At 70.8% G+C, this 14,096-nt stretch carries 13 protein-coding genes; 7 read left to right on the top strand and 6 right to left on the bottom strand.

Annotated features, from left to right (window positions below; translation table 11 throughout):
• The first annotated feature begins 56 nt into the window (after positions 1–56).
• Both EXU32_RS16365 and EXU32_RS16360 read left to right on the top strand, forming a co-directional pair.
• Positions 57–731, top strand: a complete 675-nt coding sequence (locus EXU32_RS16365; protein ID WP_130630855.1) for a helix-turn-helix transcriptional regulator — start codon at positions 57–59, stop codon at positions 729–731.
• 87 nt (positions 732–818) lie between these two features.
• On the top strand, positions 819–2,465 hold the full coding sequence (locus EXU32_RS16360; protein ID WP_130630854.1) for a fatty acid--CoA ligase: 1,647 nt from the start codon (positions 819–821) through the stop codon (positions 2,463–2,465).
• A 17-nt stretch (positions 2,466–2,482) separates the two neighbouring features.
• Here EXU32_RS16360 and EXU32_RS16355 read toward each other — a convergent pair whose 3' ends face one another.
• Positions 2,483–5,785, bottom strand: coding sequence for a DEAD/DEAH box helicase (locus EXU32_RS16355; protein ID WP_130630853.1), 3,303 nt, complete (start codon positions 5,783–5,785; stop codon positions 2,483–2,485).
• A gap of 207 nt (positions 5,786–5,992) precedes the next feature.
• Here EXU32_RS16355 and EXU32_RS16350 point away from each other — a divergent pair, with 207 nt between their 5' ends.
• The gene (locus EXU32_RS16350) at positions 5,993–6,943 is read left to right on the top strand and encodes an ERCC4 domain-containing protein (protein ID WP_207233835.1); all 951 of its coding nucleotides are present in this window, start codon (positions 5,993–5,995) and stop codon (positions 6,941–6,943) included.
• A gap of 74 nt (positions 6,944–7,017) precedes the next feature.
• On the opposite strand, the gene EXU32_RS16345 is transcribed toward EXU32_RS16350, so the two are convergent.
• Positions 7,018–7,644: a maleylpyruvate isomerase family mycothiol-dependent enzyme gene (locus EXU32_RS16345; protein WP_165399713.1), complete on the bottom strand. Its 627-nt coding sequence runs from the start codon at positions 7,642–7,644 to the stop codon at positions 7,018–7,020.
• Between the two features lie 248 nt (positions 7,645–7,892).
• On the opposite strand from EXU32_RS16345, the gene EXU32_RS16340 reads away from it, so the two are divergent.
• Complete coding sequence (locus EXU32_RS16340; RefSeq protein WP_130630851.1) at positions 7,893–8,996, top strand: IS110 family transposase; 1,104 nt, start codon at positions 7,893–7,895, stop codon at positions 8,994–8,996.
• 287 nt (positions 8,997–9,283) lie between these two features.
• Here the strand turns inward: EXU32_RS16340 and EXU32_RS16335 are convergent, their stop codons facing one another.
• Positions 9,284–10,807, bottom strand: a complete 1,524-nt coding sequence (locus EXU32_RS16335; RefSeq protein WP_130630850.1) for an HNH endonuclease signature motif containing protein — start codon at positions 10,805–10,807, stop codon at positions 9,284–9,286.
• Positions 10,808–11,153: 346 nt separating this feature from the next.
• On the opposite strand from EXU32_RS16335, the gene EXU32_RS16330 reads away from it, so the two are divergent.
• On the top strand, positions 11,154–11,555 hold the full coding sequence (locus EXU32_RS16330; protein WP_347400282.1) for a pyridoxamine 5'-phosphate oxidase family protein: 402 nt from the start codon (positions 11,154–11,156) through the stop codon (positions 11,553–11,555).
• A 188-nt stretch (positions 11,556–11,743) separates the two neighbouring features.
• Here EXU32_RS16330 and EXU32_RS16320 read toward each other — a convergent pair whose 3' ends face one another.
• Both EXU32_RS16320 and EXU32_RS16315 read right to left on the bottom strand, forming a co-directional pair.
• Positions 11,744–12,019: a hypothetical protein gene (locus tag EXU32_RS16320; RefSeq protein ID WP_130630848.1), complete on the bottom strand. Its 276-nt coding sequence runs from the start codon at positions 12,017–12,019 to the stop codon at positions 11,744–11,746.
• Positions 12,020–12,042: 23 nt separating this feature from the next.
• Positions 12,043–12,330 (bottom strand): MerR family transcriptional regulator, encoded by a 288-nt coding sequence (locus tag EXU32_RS16315; protein WP_055990090.1) that lies wholly within the window; start codon positions 12,328–12,330, stop codon positions 12,043–12,045.
• Positions 12,331–12,443: 113 nt separating this feature from the next.
• Between EXU32_RS16315 and EXU32_RS16310 the strand changes: the two genes are divergently transcribed.
• Entirely contained in the window at positions 12,444–12,872 is a 429-nt protein-coding gene (locus EXU32_RS16310; protein WP_130631247.1) for an Hsp20/alpha crystallin family protein, read from the top strand.
• Between the two features lie 492 nt (positions 12,873–13,364).
• On the opposite strand, the gene EXU32_RS16305 is transcribed toward EXU32_RS16310, so the two are convergent.
• Positions 13,365–13,703, bottom strand: coding sequence for a TraR/DksA family transcriptional regulator (locus EXU32_RS16305; RefSeq protein ID WP_130630847.1), 339 nt, complete (start codon positions 13,701–13,703; stop codon positions 13,365–13,367).
• Positions 13,704–13,754: 51 nt separating this feature from the next.
• Here EXU32_RS16305 and EXU32_RS16300 point away from each other — a divergent pair, with 51 nt between their 5' ends.
• Positions 13,755–14,012, top strand: coding sequence for a hypothetical protein (locus EXU32_RS16300; RefSeq protein ID WP_130630846.1), 258 nt, complete (start codon positions 13,755–13,757; stop codon positions 14,010–14,012).
• Positions 14,013–14,096 lie beyond the last annotated feature (84 nt).

The raw sequence follows: 14,096 nt of genomic DNA, 5'->3' as shown, positions 1-14,096 counted from the left end.
ATTTTAGACCCGTCACCATGTCTTGTGTCAACGACATTGTGTTTTAGAGTGGGGGTATGAACCTTCGCTCCCTCGCCTCCGGCATCGGCTCGCTGTCCGACGACACCCGCCGCGAGCTCTACGAGTACGTCGTGGGCCGGGGCGAGCCGGTGAGCAGGGAGGAGGCGGCCACCGCCACCGGGCTGCGCCCGCACAAGGCCAACTTCCACCTCGACCGCCTCGTCGAGGAGGGACTGCTCGAGGTGGAGTACCGCCGGCTCACCGGCCGCACCGGCCCCGGCGCCGGCCGTCCGAGCAAGCTCTACCGCCGCTCGCGGCAGGAGTTCGCACTCTCGCTGCCGCCGCGCCGCTACGACCTGGTCGGCGACATCCTCGCGGCGTCGGTGACCCGGGCGAGCGCGGGCGAGCCGCTCGACGCGGCACTGCAGGACTCGGCCCGCGACCACGGCATCGAGGCCGGGCAGGCGGCACCCCACGACGACCCGGCGAGCATCGAGGACCTCACCTCGGCCCTCGCCGGCCAGGGGTACGAGCCCGGCGAGGAGGATGGCGTGCTGGAGCTGCACAACTGCCCCTTCGACGCCCTCGCCGACCGACACCGAGCCCTGGTGTGCGGGCTCAACGAGTCCTACGTGCAGGGGGTCGCCGACGGCATGGGGTGCGCGCGGGCGGACGCCCGGCTCGAGCCCGGCGACGGCCGGTGCTGCGTGCGGGTGCACCGGCGGGAGTGATCAGACGGGGGTTGGTCGCGGAGTGGGTCTGCGGGTCGGGTTGCCCCGGCTCTGGACGTGACGGCCGTCACCCAGTTGGATGGGCGCATGAAGAGCACCATGCAGGACGACCAGCTGACCATCGCCTCCTTGGTGCGCCACGCCACCCGGGTGCACCCCGACTCGCACGTCGTCACGGCCACGGCCGACGGGAGCAGGTCGATCACCTACGGCGAGCTCGGCGGGCGGGTGGCCCGGCTGGCCGGCGGCCTGCGCTCGCTCGGCATCACCGGCGACGACCGGGTCGCGACCTTCCAGTGGAACAACCAGGAGCACCTCGAGGCCTATCTGGCGATCCCCGCGATGGGCGCCGTCCTGCACACCCTCAACATCCGCCTCTTCCCCGAGCAGCTGATCTACGTCGCCAACCATGCACAGGACAAGGTCGTCATCGTCGACGACTCCCTCGTGGGGCTGCTCGCCGCCCAGCTGCCGCACCTCGAGACCGTGACCCACGTTCTCGTCGCCGGGCCGGACGCTGCGGGCGCCGACCTGGACTCCCTTCGCTCCAGCGGCAAGGAGGTCCTGCTCTACGAGGACGTCTTGGCGCAGCAGGAGGAGACCTTCGACTGGCCCGAGGTGGACGAGCGGGACGCGGCGGCCATGTGCTACACGAGCGGGACGACCGGCAACCCCAAGGGGGTCGTCTACAGCCATCGCTCCGCCTACCTGCACTCCCTGGCGGTCTGCACCGGCAATGTCGCGGGGCTGACCTTCGCCGACCGGGTGCTGCCGATCGTGCCGATGTTCCACGCCAACGCGTGGGGCCTGGCCTATGCAGCGATCATGAGCGGCGCCTCGCTGTGCATGCCCGACCGGTGGCTGCAGGCCGAGCCGCTGGTCCGCTTCATCCGCGAGACACGACCGACGCTCTCCGGCGCCGTGCCGACCGTGTGGAACGACGTCCTCACCCACCTCGACAACAACCCGGACGTGCAGCTGGACTCCCTGCAGCGGATCCTGTGCGGCGGGTCCGCGGTGCCCGTCGCGCTGATGAAGGCGCTGCGTGAGCGGCACGGGCTCGACATGGTCCAGGCCTGGGGGATGACCGAGACCTCCCCCGTCGCCTCCGTGGCCAACCCTCCCCTCGGCGTCGACGGGGAGGACGAGTGGCGCTACAAGGGCACGGCCGGTCGGCTCCTGTGCGGGGTCGAGGGCCGAATCGTCGGTGACGACGGCGCGGTCCTGCCGCGCGACGGGGTGGCCGTCGGCGAGCTCGAGGTCCGCGGCCCGTGGGTCACGGCGAGCTACTACCTGTCCGACGACCCCGAGTCGGAGGCGAAGTTCGACAACGGCTGGCTGCGCACCGGTGACGTCGGCAACCTCGACGAGCGTGGGTACATCACGCTCACCGACCGGGCCAAGGACGTCATCAAGTCCGGAGGCGAGTGGATCTCGTCGGTGGACCTCGAGAACGCACTCATGGGGCACCCGGCCGTGCTCGAGGCGGCGGTCGTCGGCATCCCCGACGAGAAGTGGCAGGAGCGTCCCCTCGCCAACATCGTCGTGCGCGAGGGCGCGAGCGTCACCGCTGCCGAGCTGCGGGAGTTCCTGTCCTCTGACTTCGCGAAGTGGCAGCTGCCGGAGGCCTTCGCCTTCATCGACCAGGTCCCGCGCACGTCGGTCGGCAAGTTCGACAAGAAGGTGCTGCGGCAGCGCTTCCGCGAGGGGGACCTGAGCGTGGAGCAGGCCTGAGCCGAGCGTCCCCGGTCTCAGTCCCCCGGGTCGAGCAGCGCCCGGATGTCGGTCGAGGTGATCGCCCCCGACAGCGCCCCGCCCTCGTCGACGACCCGCTCGAAGAGGTCTCGCTTGCGCTCCTGCAACGCCAGCACCTTTTCCTCGATGGTCCCCGTCGAGACGAGCCGGTAGACCATGACCGGCCTGTCCTGCCCGATGCGGTGCACCCGGTCGATGGCCTGCGCCTCGGCGGCGGGGTTCCACCAGGGGTCGAGGATGAAGACGTAGTCGGCCTCCGTGAGAGTCAGCCCGACTCCGCCGGCCTTGAGGCTGATGAGGAAGGCGGTCTGCTCCCCCTGCTTGAAGCCGTCGATGACCTCGGGCCGGTTGGTGGTCGAGCCGTCGAGATAGCTGGTCGTGATGCCCTCGGCGTCGAGCCGATCGCGCACGAGCCCGAGGAACCCGGTGAACTGGCTGAAGACCAGGGCCCGGTGCCCCTCGATCGCCAGCTCGCGCAGGTGCTGGACGAGCACGTCGATCTTGGCCGAGGCGCCCTGCCCGAGGAGCTCCTCGTCGACGAGCCCGGGGTCGAGGCTCAGCTGACGCAGCCGGGTGAGGGAGGCGAGGATCGCCACGCGGTTGCCGTCGGGGTCCTCGAGGAGGCCGAGCACCCGCTTGCGCTCGCGCTGCAGGTGCCGGTCGTAGACCCTGCGATGAGTCGGGGTGAGGTCGACGGGCAGGACCTGGACCTGCTTGGGCGGCAGGTCGAGCGCCACCTGCTCCTTGGTGCGCCGCAGCATGAGCGGACGGATGCGCCGGCGCAGCCGGTCGAGGAGCTCGGGCTGCGCCCCGGACTCGATGGGCTTGCGATAGAGGTCGTTGAACTGGTCGCGGCGGGGATAGAGCCCGGGTGCCGCGAGGGCGAAGAGGGACCACAGGTCCATCAGCGAGTTCTCCAGCGGGGTCCCCGTCACCGCCAGGACGAAGGGAGCGGACAGCCCCCGGAGTGCCTGGTGGATCTTGGACCGGTCGTTCTTGACGAACTGCGCCTCGTCGAGGATCACCCCTCGCCACTCGACCTCGGTGAACTGCTCGGCGTCGATGCGCAGCACGGCGTAAGAGGTGACGACGAGCTGGGCACCCTCGACGGCCTCGACCACCGAGCTCCCCCGCCGTTTGTGGGTGGACCCGAGGGTGCACACCTCGAGGTCGGGGACGAACTTCGCCGCCTCGCTCGCCCACGTGCCGACGACGCTCGTGGGGGCCACGACCAGGACAGGACGATCGAGGTCGCCCGCCTCGTGGGCCCGGGCGAGCAGCGCGAGCGTCTGCACCGTCTTGCCCAGACCCATGTCGTCGGCGAGCACGCCACCGAGGCCGGCGTCCCAGAGCGTCGTCAGCCAGTGGTAGCCCTCGAGCTGGTACGGGCGCAGGGTCGCCCCGAGCGAGGTGGGCACCGAGGGTGCGGGCAGGGTGTCGATCTCACGGAGAGTCTCGACGCTGGCCCGCCACGCGTGCTCGCGGTCGACCGCGATGTCACCGAGGTCGGACAGCTCGTCCCAGAGGTCGGCCTGGTAGCGACTCAGGCGCAGGTGGCCGGCCTCCGGCTCGGCGAGCTCACGGGCCTCGGCGATGAGCGCACGCAGGTCGGTGAGGACGGGGTGGTCGAGGCGGAACCACTCGCCAGTCGGCAGGTGCATCAGCTCGTCGCCGCGGACGAGCGCCTCGAAGAGCGGCTCGAAGGGGATCTCGACGTCACCGATGGTCACCGAGACGTGCAGGTCGAGCCAGTCGGACCCGCCGGATGAGTCGCCGGCACCGATCGCGATCTGCGGCTCGTCGACGAGCTCCTCGTAGGTCGGCAGGTCGTCGTCGAGCTCGACCACGACGCGCGGGTCGTCGTCGAGGCGTGGCACGACGTCGGTGAGCACGTGGACGGCATCGGGTCCGTGGAGCGTGACGGCAGGCTGCAGTCGCCACCGGGTGCTGCCCTGCACCCTGGTCGTCGCCCCGGGGACGTCATCGAGCACCTCGATCCCCATGAGCAGCGCCTGCTCGCCCCTGGTGTCCCTCGGGGCGCTGCCGCCCGCGGTGGCGTCGACGACGTGGCTGCGCGACCCGGTCGTGTAGACGAAGCCGAGTCTGAGTCGGATGCCGTGACCGGCTGCCTGCACGCGCACGTGCAATCGCGGGGGTTGCGCCTCGGGCAGATCGACGCTGCCGTCCGACGAGATGACCGTGAGGCGCTCCCGCAGGCGCGGCAGGTAGAGCGTGACGAACCGGTCGACGTCGCCCTCGGGGATCTCCAGCCCGCGGGGCCGGTCCACCAGGTCGGCGACCTCGGGGTCGAGCGGGGCGACGAAGGGGGTGAGCGCGAGGGTTGTCCCCCGCGTGACGGCCACGCCGTGGCGCGGCCGACCGATGAGCTGGGTCTCCCGGAGGTCAGCGCTCGGGCCTGAGCCATCGGCGCCGACACCCTCGACGAGCGGCTGCAGGAGGAGCCCCTCGCCAGTGCGCACGAGGTCGACGGCCGCCTCGACCGGGGTGTCGTCGAGCAGGACCGGCTCCCCGGCCTCGCTGCCGATCAGGACGACGCCCGCGTCGCGCACGCGGCGCAGGACTGGCCACACGTCCGGGCCGAAGTCGTCGAGGTGCAGCGTCGTGGCCTCGGCCAGGTAGTAGCCGCGCCGGCCGCCCGTGCTGCGGTCGTGCAGCTGGACCAACGCGGCGAGCACCGCCCGGTGGCGCTCGAGGGCGTCGCCGCGACTTTGGCTGCGCATGGGCGTGCGCACCGAGTTCCACGCGGTGTTCTTGGCCCACCCTCCCGCCTTGGTGCGCTGGCTCGGACGCAGCCGGATGCGCGGCTCCCCGTGCCGGCTCCAGGTGTCCGGTGGGGCGATGACGCTCTCGACGATGAGTGCCAGGGGGACGCCCTGGTCGAGCCGCTCGGGCGTGGGGTCGGCGGCGAGGGGCGCCAGGGCCTCCTCCCACGCGACGGTCGCGGGCTGGTCACCGCCGAGGGCGTCGCGCACGGTGAGGATCACGGCCACCGCATGCTTGCAGTCCGTCGCCACCGGACAGCTGCAGCGCGCGCTCCACTCGAGGACGTCGTCCTTGGGGTCGCTGTGCTGGGAGATGATCGTCTGGTAGCTCTGCGCGCCCGAGCCCTTGACCTTGGCCACGACGACCCGGCCGCGGTTGAGCGTCGCGATCTGGGTGACCATCTCCTCGTCGGCATAACCCACCCCGCGCTGGAAGGTCCCCAGGTCCAGCGCCTCCTCGAGCCGCTCATCGGTCAGCGCGCGCACCCACGTCGCGGAGGCCAGGTCCCAGACCATGGGTCAGCTCCGGAGTGGGGACGGACGGAAGATCAGCACGTGTCCACGATAAGTGCCGGGCCCGTCAGCCCTGTCCGCGGCGGCAGTCGTGTGGGTGGGCGGAGCCACCCCTGCCAGGCTGTGGATGACACCTGCCGGGACCGGGGTCCAGCGTGTTGCCGTGCTCGGGTGCGGGGCTGGTGAAGACCAGGCCGTGACCGTCAGACTGTGACCGTGGTCGACGACTTCCTCATCGCGCGCAACCCCGAGGCGGACAGCACGCTGCCCTATCTCGTGCGCATCCCGCTCCGGGACCGCGTCATCGTGCTCAAGACCAAGGACGTCTGGCCGCGCACGAGCAAGCTCTACTGCCACCGGGCCGAGGCCTGGCCCACCACCCCAGAGATCGTCGAGCGGGTCCCCATCCGCACGTGCTCGAGCCGCGGCGCCGCGATCGACCTCGTCATCGACCGCGCCCGCGAGAACCGCTCGCAGTTCGTCCTCACCCGCGCCCGCGGACGCGAGGTGATCTTCTGGCAGAGCGCCCGCACGACGAAGCAGGCCCGTCCCCGCGTCACCATCCCGACCGCTCGCGCGCAGGGCGGCGCAGACCTCGAGATCCTCGTCGACCACCGCGAGCGGTACGCGTGGAAGTTTTCCCACCAACAAGCCACCACGGAGCGAAGGGGGCTGCCCGCCGGCGACTACGCCGTCGAGGTCGACGACACGATCGTCGCGGCCGTGGAGCGCAAGTCCTTGGCGGACCTGGCCTCCAGCCTCACCAGCGGCCGCCTCGGCTACGTCACGGCGGAGCTGGCCTCCCTTCCCCGGGCTGCGGTGGTGGTGGAGGACCGGTACTCGCAGGTCTTCGCCCTCCAGCACGTGCGGCCCGCTGTGGTCGCCGAGGCCATCGCGGAGAGCCAGGCGCGCTTCCCGCAGGTACCGATCATCTTCGCCGAAAACCGCGCACTGGCCCAGGAGTGGACCTACCGCTTCCTCGCCGCTGCACGGACGGAGGTCGGCCTCGGCGGGCCGACGGGCTCCGCGCTCGAGTCGCTCACGCCACCCGCGCCGGCGAGCGCCGCAGACATCCGCCGGTGGGCACGGGAGGCCGGCTACGAGGTGTCGGCCCGCGGGCGGATCCCCGAGGAGATCAGGCGGGCCTTCGAGCGCCGCTGACCGCGCCACCTGGCAGGACCGCACCACCACGGGCTGAGGCCGGGCCTGGTCCGCGTGGCGACGGGCGCTCGTGTTCACCCCCACGCACCCACGCTCCAGCCCGGGTCGACCACCCCGCGGCCGGCGACCCAGGCCATGAGACTGCGCTGGTCCGGTGCACCCAACCGGTCCGGGAGCGTCGCGAGCAGGACGCGCAGGTCCCAGTCGACGTAGTCCTGCGGCCAGTCCGCCACCGCGTACGACAGCCCGAGGTCGACGTGGTGCATCTCGACCTCCCGCAGGCGGTGCGCTGGGCAGGCCGTGACGGGGTATGCCTCGCCACCGAGGAGCTCGCCGTGCGGCCAGCCCGCGGCGTCGGCCGTCTCGAAGAGCTCCAGCAACCGCGACTGGCTTGCCCGTAGGCCCGCCAGGACCTCGACCGCGGGCCGGTGGGCACCCCCTTCGATCTCGTCGAGGGGCTGCTGGGCGCCGCCGGCGTACTTGCCCAGCCCCTCGCCGCGCAGCGCTCCCTCGACCCGGCGGGCGTGGCCGTCGGCGTTGCTCGCGAGGTGGGTGAGCACGTGGCCGACCGACCAGTCCGGCAGGCGGCTGGGGACGCGCAGATCGTCGTCACCGAGCTCGGCGACCGTCGCCGCCAGGCGCTCCTCCGCTGCGCGGCACAGCTCGATGGCTCGGCTGGGGTCCTGGGCGAGGTCGGTCATGGGCTGCTTCCTGCGAAGGGGGCGACGCCCGCAGCCTAGAGCGCCCGCACGGCAGGGGCCGGGGTGGTGATGACAGGCCTGAGCCCCGACCCCGTGTGGGGTCGGGTGCGGGGCGGGAACGCTAGACGGTATGGGTGACCACTCGGGCTGACCGAGGGGTTGCGGGCCGGGGCCTCTCTCACACATGTTCGTGGGTTACCGAGTAGGGGCTGCCTGCTCGGCCTGTCCGACAGTTGTGGGAGGCCCCGGTGTTTACCGAGCGTACGAGTGTTGGGCTCGACGTGCATGCACGATCTGTTGCTGCGGCGGCGATCGATGGTGTCACGGGCGAGCTGTTCCAATCGAAGCTGACTCCGTCTCACGAGCACGTCGTGTCCTGGGTCCAAGCCTTGCCGGGACCAGTGGCGGTGACCTACGAGGCCGGGCCGACCGGATTCGGCCTGTACCGACATCTGGCCGCGGCGGGGATCCGGTGCGAGGTCGCCGCGCCGAGCAAGCTGCAAAAGCCCTCCGGTGATCGGGTCAAGACCGACGCCAAGGACGCGATCCACTTGGCTCGGCTGCTGCGCCTGGACGAAGTCACCTCGGTCGCGATCCCGAGCGTGGACCAGGAGGCCGCCCGGGATCTGGTCCGTGCCCGTGAGGACTGCCGCGGTGACCTGATGCGCGCCCGGCACCGACTGTCGAAGTTGTTGCTGCGCCACGGGGTCGTCTACTACGGCGGTGCCGCGTGGACCGGCAAGCATGACGTGTGGTTGCGCCAAGAGGCACTGTCACAGTTGACCGGTCGTGCCACCCGGCTGGCCTTCGACTCCGATTACGAGGCCGTGCTGACGGTCCAGGCACGCCGCGACCGACTCAACGTCGCGATCGAGGAGATGGCCGCTGACGGCGAGTTCACCGACGTGGTCCACCGGCTCGGGTGCCTGCGCGGGGTGGGCACCCTGACCGGGTTCGCCTTGGCGGTCGAGGTCGGCGACTGGCACCGGTTCACCGGCAACAGCATCGGTTCCTTCGTCGGGCTCGTACCCAGCGAGTACTCCTCCGGCAGCTCGTGCGTGCAGGGATCGATCACCAAGACCGGCAACACCCATGTACGTCGACTGCTGGTCGAGGCCGCCTGGCACCACCGCCCCCGCTACCGGATCGGCAAGACCATGCGTGATCGGTGGGACCTGGCACCCGCTGCTGCCCGGTCCCGCGGGGACGCGGGCAACCGACGCCTGCACGAGCGGTGGGTGAGGTTCAACGAACGCAGGAAGAAGCCCACCGTCGCCAACATCGCCATCGCGCGTGAGCTCGCCGGCTGGTGCTGGTCCCTGGCCGTCCTCGAAGGAGCGTCCATGCCATAGGCCCCACGAACTGCTTCGTCGCCGCGCCGGTACTGGTGGCAGCGCGTGGAGCGACCCGCGAAACACCTATGAGCAGCCAGCCCAGACTGGCCACGCTCGTTGCTAGACACGCGGTCCAGCTCCTGCCGAAAGCACCGTCCTGCGGTAACCAACCCGCGAATATCAGTCTGACCGCGCGTCGGGAAACGACACGCTCGCCAGCACCACGACGACGAAGCATGAGGCGCCCGCCCCCTGATTCGGGGACGGGCGCCTCACCCTGCCTCTTGACAAGAAGTCGCTCCATATCAGGTGTGCCAGGTGACGCCGAAGGCCGTGATGGTGCAGGTCAGGCCATGGGTGTGGACCGTCGTGTGGTGGCGCTCGCACAGCAGAGCGGATCGCCCGATGTCGGTACAGCCGCCCAGGGACCAGTAGTCGACGTGGTGGGCATCGCACCAGTGAGCGGGCATGGTGCACCCGGGGAAGGTGCAGCCGCCGTCTCGCAAGTAGAGCGCCCGCTTTTGCCCCGGACTGAAGTAGCGGGCCGCACGACCGAGCTCGAGGGGCTCGGAGTCGGTGCCCAGGAGCGCGGGGATGATCGCGCCCTCGCAGGCCATCTTGCGCACCACCGCGGGCGCCAGGACCTGCCCGGTCGCCGTCAGCCCACCCGCGTGACCGCCCCCGGCGACTCCTGCGGCGCCCAGTCCGTGTCCCGCACCGCCACGACCGACGCCGCCGCTCACACCGCCACCGAGGTCGCCGACGTGGGCGAGCGGCTGGCCGAAGGCATTGGTTGGCAGGTCCTGCCCGCAGGCTCCGCACCGACCGGCCGTGAGGTTGGCGGTGAGCGCGGCCAGGCTGATGGTCACGACGACCTGGGCCTTGTCGCTCTTGGGTGCCTGGCCCGGCGAGGACACCCCCCGGCCGACGATCGCCAGCAGGGCATCGGCGCGACGTCGGGCCGGGGTCCGATCGTCAGGCTCACCCTCGGGTCCCTTGACCGGGGCCGAGAGGGCAGCGACCGCGGCGTCGATGATCGCGGCGCCCTCGGGGTCCAGCACCAACTTGTAGCGCGTCAAGCCGCACCCGTCGGTGTGCTGGGTCAGCGAGCGCGACGCCTTGAGCCGCTCGTCGTCATCACGCAAGTCCTTGTCCGGGCGCAGCATCCGCGTGGTCATCGTGATGGCGGCTGCCAGCTTTTTTTCGTCCAGGCCGGACACCCGCTGCAGCGTCCGACCCTGCGGACCGGTGAGGACCTCGTCGTCGCGGGCCTGGCCGAGCAGGATGCCGAGGTCGGCCGCCAGCAGGTCGGCATCGGCGACCCGACGCACGCCCTCCTCGAACCGCACGAGCTGGTCGGCCTTGCCCAACGGCAGGTCACCCTCGGTGAAGGCTGCGACCACGTCGGGCACGCCGGCCGCCGGGCTGGACGAGGCCTCGTCGTCCGTGTCGGAGTCCGGGGCTGCCTCCGGGGCCGGCTCGCTCAGGCCGCTCCCGGTCCGCAGGCCGGCCTCGGCCACCCGCACCACCGACCCCACGTGCCGCATCTGCGGACGAGGTGCCCGGCGCCCTTCGCTGACACCGACCCAGTCACGCACCGACCACGACTCCTGCGTCGGCAGACCCCGCGAGACCCCCTCCCGCACGGCCGCGACCTCGGCGACCTCGGTCAGCTGACGAATCTGCCCCACCAGGGCGAGCGCCTCACCCACGTCGCTGTCGGGGACCTGCCATATCGTCGAGACATCGCCATATGTGAGCGCGCGCAACGCGTCTCGCAACCCCGGGAGCAACCCCGGATCCGCGTAACGCACCGTCGCCTCTGACATACCTCGATCGTAGGTACGACCACCGACAGCGTCCCGGGCTCACGAGGCCCTGTGGACGGTCGCCCCCTTCGCCCTGGGGGTGTGGACAGGAGGCTTCGAAGACCCGCCGCTGCTCAGCGGCCAATTGCTCGGGACCATTCCACCAGCCGCAGCTTTCTAGAGTCCGGCCAAGGGTCTTGGCCGAGGTCGATCCCGGGGCTTCCTGGATCGGGACGGCTACCGGAGCCTGGACGCCCCATGGCCTCTTCTGGCGGTCCGCGCTAACCTCGAAGGACCCTCGAGAGGCGGCACAATGAGTGCTCCACAGGCAGTCCAAGAGCTGACGGCCGACGCGTGCTGGTCGTTGATGAGGTCGACCACGGTCGGCCGTCTCGCGGTCTGGCTAGACGACCATCCGGACATCTTCCCGCTCAACTTCGTCGTCGATCAGGGCACCGTCGTCTTCCGCACCGGTGAGGGGACCAAGGTCGCCGGGATCAGCGGGACCCCCGTCGCGCTGGAGGCCGACGGTCTCGACGAGGCCACCGGCGAGGCATGGAGCGTCGTCGTCCGGGGCCGCGCGCACTCGATCACCGAGCAGCACGACGTCATGGACACGGCCGACCTCCCGCTGCACCCCTGGCAAGGCGGGCGCAAGGACCGCTTCGTGCGCATCACCCCCGACGTCATCTCCGGCCGCCGGTTCGCCGTCGCGGACCCCAGCGTCTGGCGGACCGGCCTGGACCACCGATCGGCTGCCACCGACTGACCGCGAGGGCTGCGGCCCCGAAGGGGGTGGCTACGCCTGGTTCGCCAACTGCGGCATCGGCCGACCGGTCGCCGAGTCGCTCGACGCGACGATGAGCTGGCTCGCCGGCTCGACGAGGTCGCTCCCGCCTGCTCGCGGACTGGCCCCCCTCCGGGGAGGCGGTACAGCCTTTCAAGCGGTACGGCGGCTCAGGCCGGCCGGGACCGCAGTTCCCGGATGATCGCTGCCTGCCGGTCACGCAGTTGTCGCATCGAGCCGACCTGCTGCTCACCCTGCTGCAGGCGAGCGAGCTTGAGCTGGTCCTCGCTACGCGCCAGCTGGGCAATGAGCTCCCTCACGGTGAGCATGCAGAGGTCGGTCCCAGACGCGGCGGCCGTCGGGCGCTGGGCTCCCGGAGCGGGCCCGCCTGCGCCGATGGGACGCTCGAGCGTCGTCGCCGATCGGTGCTCGGAGATGGTCGTCATGCTCGCCCTCCTCGGTCCTCACATCAGGTGTCGAGATTGCCCTTCGCCAGCTCCTCGCGCAGACCATCGACCTCGTCCTGCAGGTCGATGACCATCGAGATGCCGGCGGTGTTGAGTCCGGCGTCGAGGAGCACGTCGATGCGGCGCAGACGCACCAGGTCGTCCTCGCTGTAGCGCCTGGTGCCTCCCTCGGTGCGATCCGGACTCAACAGCCCCTGCGTCTCGTACCAGCGCAGCTGCTGCGAGCCCATGCCCACCAGGTCGGCCGCCACCGAGATGCCGTACACGCCTCGTGCCGGGTCCGTCGTCATGATTCTCCAGTGCCTCTTGAGTACGTCCTTGGTGTCTGCTATAAAAAATCTATCACCACCGTCACAGATTGTGGAGGTGGTCAACACGAGGAAGGAGTCCGAAGATGACGCAGATGCTGATGCGCACCGACCCGTTCCGCGAGTTGGACAGGGTGACCCAGCAGCTGTTTCGCGGTGACGGGAGCCTGGCCCCCACATCGATGCCGATGGATGCGTGGCGTGAGGGTGACACCTTCGTCGTCGAGTTCGACCTGCCCGGCCTCCGGGCGGAGGACGTCGACCTGGACGTCGAGCGCAACGTGGTCACCGTGCGGGCGGAGCGCCCGGCCAGAGACGCTGGACAGGAGATGATCGCTGCCGAGAGGCGCAGGGGCACCTTCACCCGGCAGCTGATCCTCGGGGACAACCTGGACACCAGCAGCATCGACGCCGCCTACGACGCCGGTGTCCTCACACTGCGGATCCCGGTGGCCGAGCAGGCCAAGCCCCGCAAGATCCAGATCACCTCCCGGGGCGGTGGTCACACGGCGATCGACGCGTGATCAGGGGTGCGACATGACCATGGCGATGATCGAGCACGACGACATCCTCGACACCACCCGCGAGCGGTTTGTCGACGTCGTCCTGCAGGACGAAGAGCTGCTGCTCCTGGAGTTCGAGGCGATCATCGGGTCCGGCCCACCGCGGGTGACCACCTGCCGCGGGCATCGACGACACCGGCAAGGCACCGGCCCCTTCGATGCCCGACGAGCACCCTCGGCCACGGCGCACCTCGCCCCGACCCTCGAACCGTGGGCGAGGCAGCGCTCGCCTCCGCACAAGCGACCCGCGGTCACTGACGGAGAGTGTGATGACCCCGTGACTGCCACACCGGGGCCGCCGCCCCGCCCCCACATTTCGCACACGCGCGCCCGACGAGATCACGCGGCGACCGTGTCACGACGACACTCCTCGAAGCGGGCCGGGCGGCGGTCTTCGATCTGCCCGGTCTCTCGACACGAGACCTGGAGCCGGCCCCGAGTAGACACGTCGCCTCAGGTGGACGCGCACTCGATGCAGGTCCGCGCGACCGGCCGCGCCTCGAGCCGGCCCGGTGCGATCGGCGCGCCGCACCGCTCGCAGGTCCCGTAGGTGCCGGCGTCGATACGCTCCAGCGCAGCATCGATCTCGGTCAGGTGGTGGCGCGCCTGCTGGACGAGCGCGTCCAGCTGTGAGCGCTCGAAGGCGATCGTCGCGCCTTCAGGGTCGTGCTCGTCGTCGGCATTGCTCCCTTCGCTCGCCTCGACGATGGCCGTGAAGTCCCCGGTGAGCGTCGCGAGGCGGGCGAGGGTCTCCCTCCGCTCCTCTTCGAGTGTCGTGCGCGGATCAGCCATCCGCCCATCCTGCCCCCACGAGGTCGCACGCCGGGCGGGGTTGCAGACCGGATGGCTGACACTGGGTGGTCACGCAGCCGGGCGGTCGCGCACCCCATGCGTCGGCCCGAATCGCACGCGACGACCTCGGAGCACGACGGGCGGGGGATGTTCGTCGAGCTGGGCGCAGCCCTGGCCTCGGCAACCGGAGGCGGACGCGTCCGGCACATCGTCGTCGTGGGCCCGATCCAGCACGAGAGCGTCTTCTACTTCCATCCCGCGGTGACCCGGGTTGGTCACGTCGGCGAGTGGCTGACGGCGTTGGCCTGAAGCGTTGAGCGCGCGAGTACGAGTGCCCCACCGGGACCCACGCGAGTGCTGCGTCGACCTCGGTGCGGTGCGCGGACAGGCCGC

The organism is Janibacter limosus (assembly GCF_004295485.1).
Taxonomy (GTDB): Bacteria; Actinomycetota; Actinomycetes; order Actinomycetales; family Dermatophilaceae; genus Janibacter; species Janibacter limosus_A.
Note: the sequence above shows the minus strand (reverse complement) of the source record. Positions and strands in the feature narration are given on the sequence as shown.

Bases quoted from the DNA above. Each gene is read 5' to 3' on its own strand.
- EXU32_RS16365 (WP_130630855.1), top strand. From the start codon at position 57: ATGAACCTTCGCTCCCTCGCCTCCGGCATCGGCTCGCTGTCCGACGAC.
- EXU32_RS16320 (WP_130630848.1), bottom strand. From the start codon at position 12,019: ATGACGACCATCTCCGAGCACCGATCGGCGACGACGCTCGAGCGTCCC.
- EXU32_RS16360 (WP_130630854.1), top strand. From the start codon at position 819: ATGAAGAGCACCATGCAGGACGACCAGCTGACCATCGCCTCCTTGGTG.
- EXU32_RS16330 (WP_347400282.1), top strand. From the start codon at position 11,154: ATGAGGTCGACCACGGTCGGCCGTCTCGCGGTCTGGCTAGACGACCAT.
- EXU32_RS16305 (WP_130630847.1), bottom strand. From the start codon at position 13,703: ATGGCTGATCCGCGCACGACACTCGAAGAGGAGCGGAGGGAGACCCTC.
- EXU32_RS16335 (WP_130630850.1), bottom strand. From the start codon at position 10,807: ATGTCAGAGGCGACGGTGCGTTACGCGGATCCGGGGTTGCTCCCGGGG.
- EXU32_RS16345 (WP_165399713.1), bottom strand. From the start codon at position 7,644: ATGACCGACCTCGCCCAGGACCCCAGCCGAGCCATCGAGCTGTGCCGC.
- EXU32_RS16355 (WP_130630853.1), bottom strand. From the start codon at position 5,785: ATGGTCTGGGACCTGGCCTCCGCGACGTGGGTGCGCGCGCTGACCGAT.
- EXU32_RS16300 (WP_130630846.1), top strand. From the start codon at position 13,755: ATGGCTGACACTGGGTGGTCACGCAGCCGGGCGGTCGCGCACCCCATG.
- EXU32_RS16315 (WP_055990090.1), bottom strand. From the start codon at position 12,330: ATGACGACGGACCCGGCACGAGGCGTGTACGGCATCTCGGTGGCGGCC.
- EXU32_RS16310 (WP_130631247.1), top strand. From the start codon at position 12,444: ATGCTGATGCGCACCGACCCGTTCCGCGAGTTGGACAGGGTGACCCAG.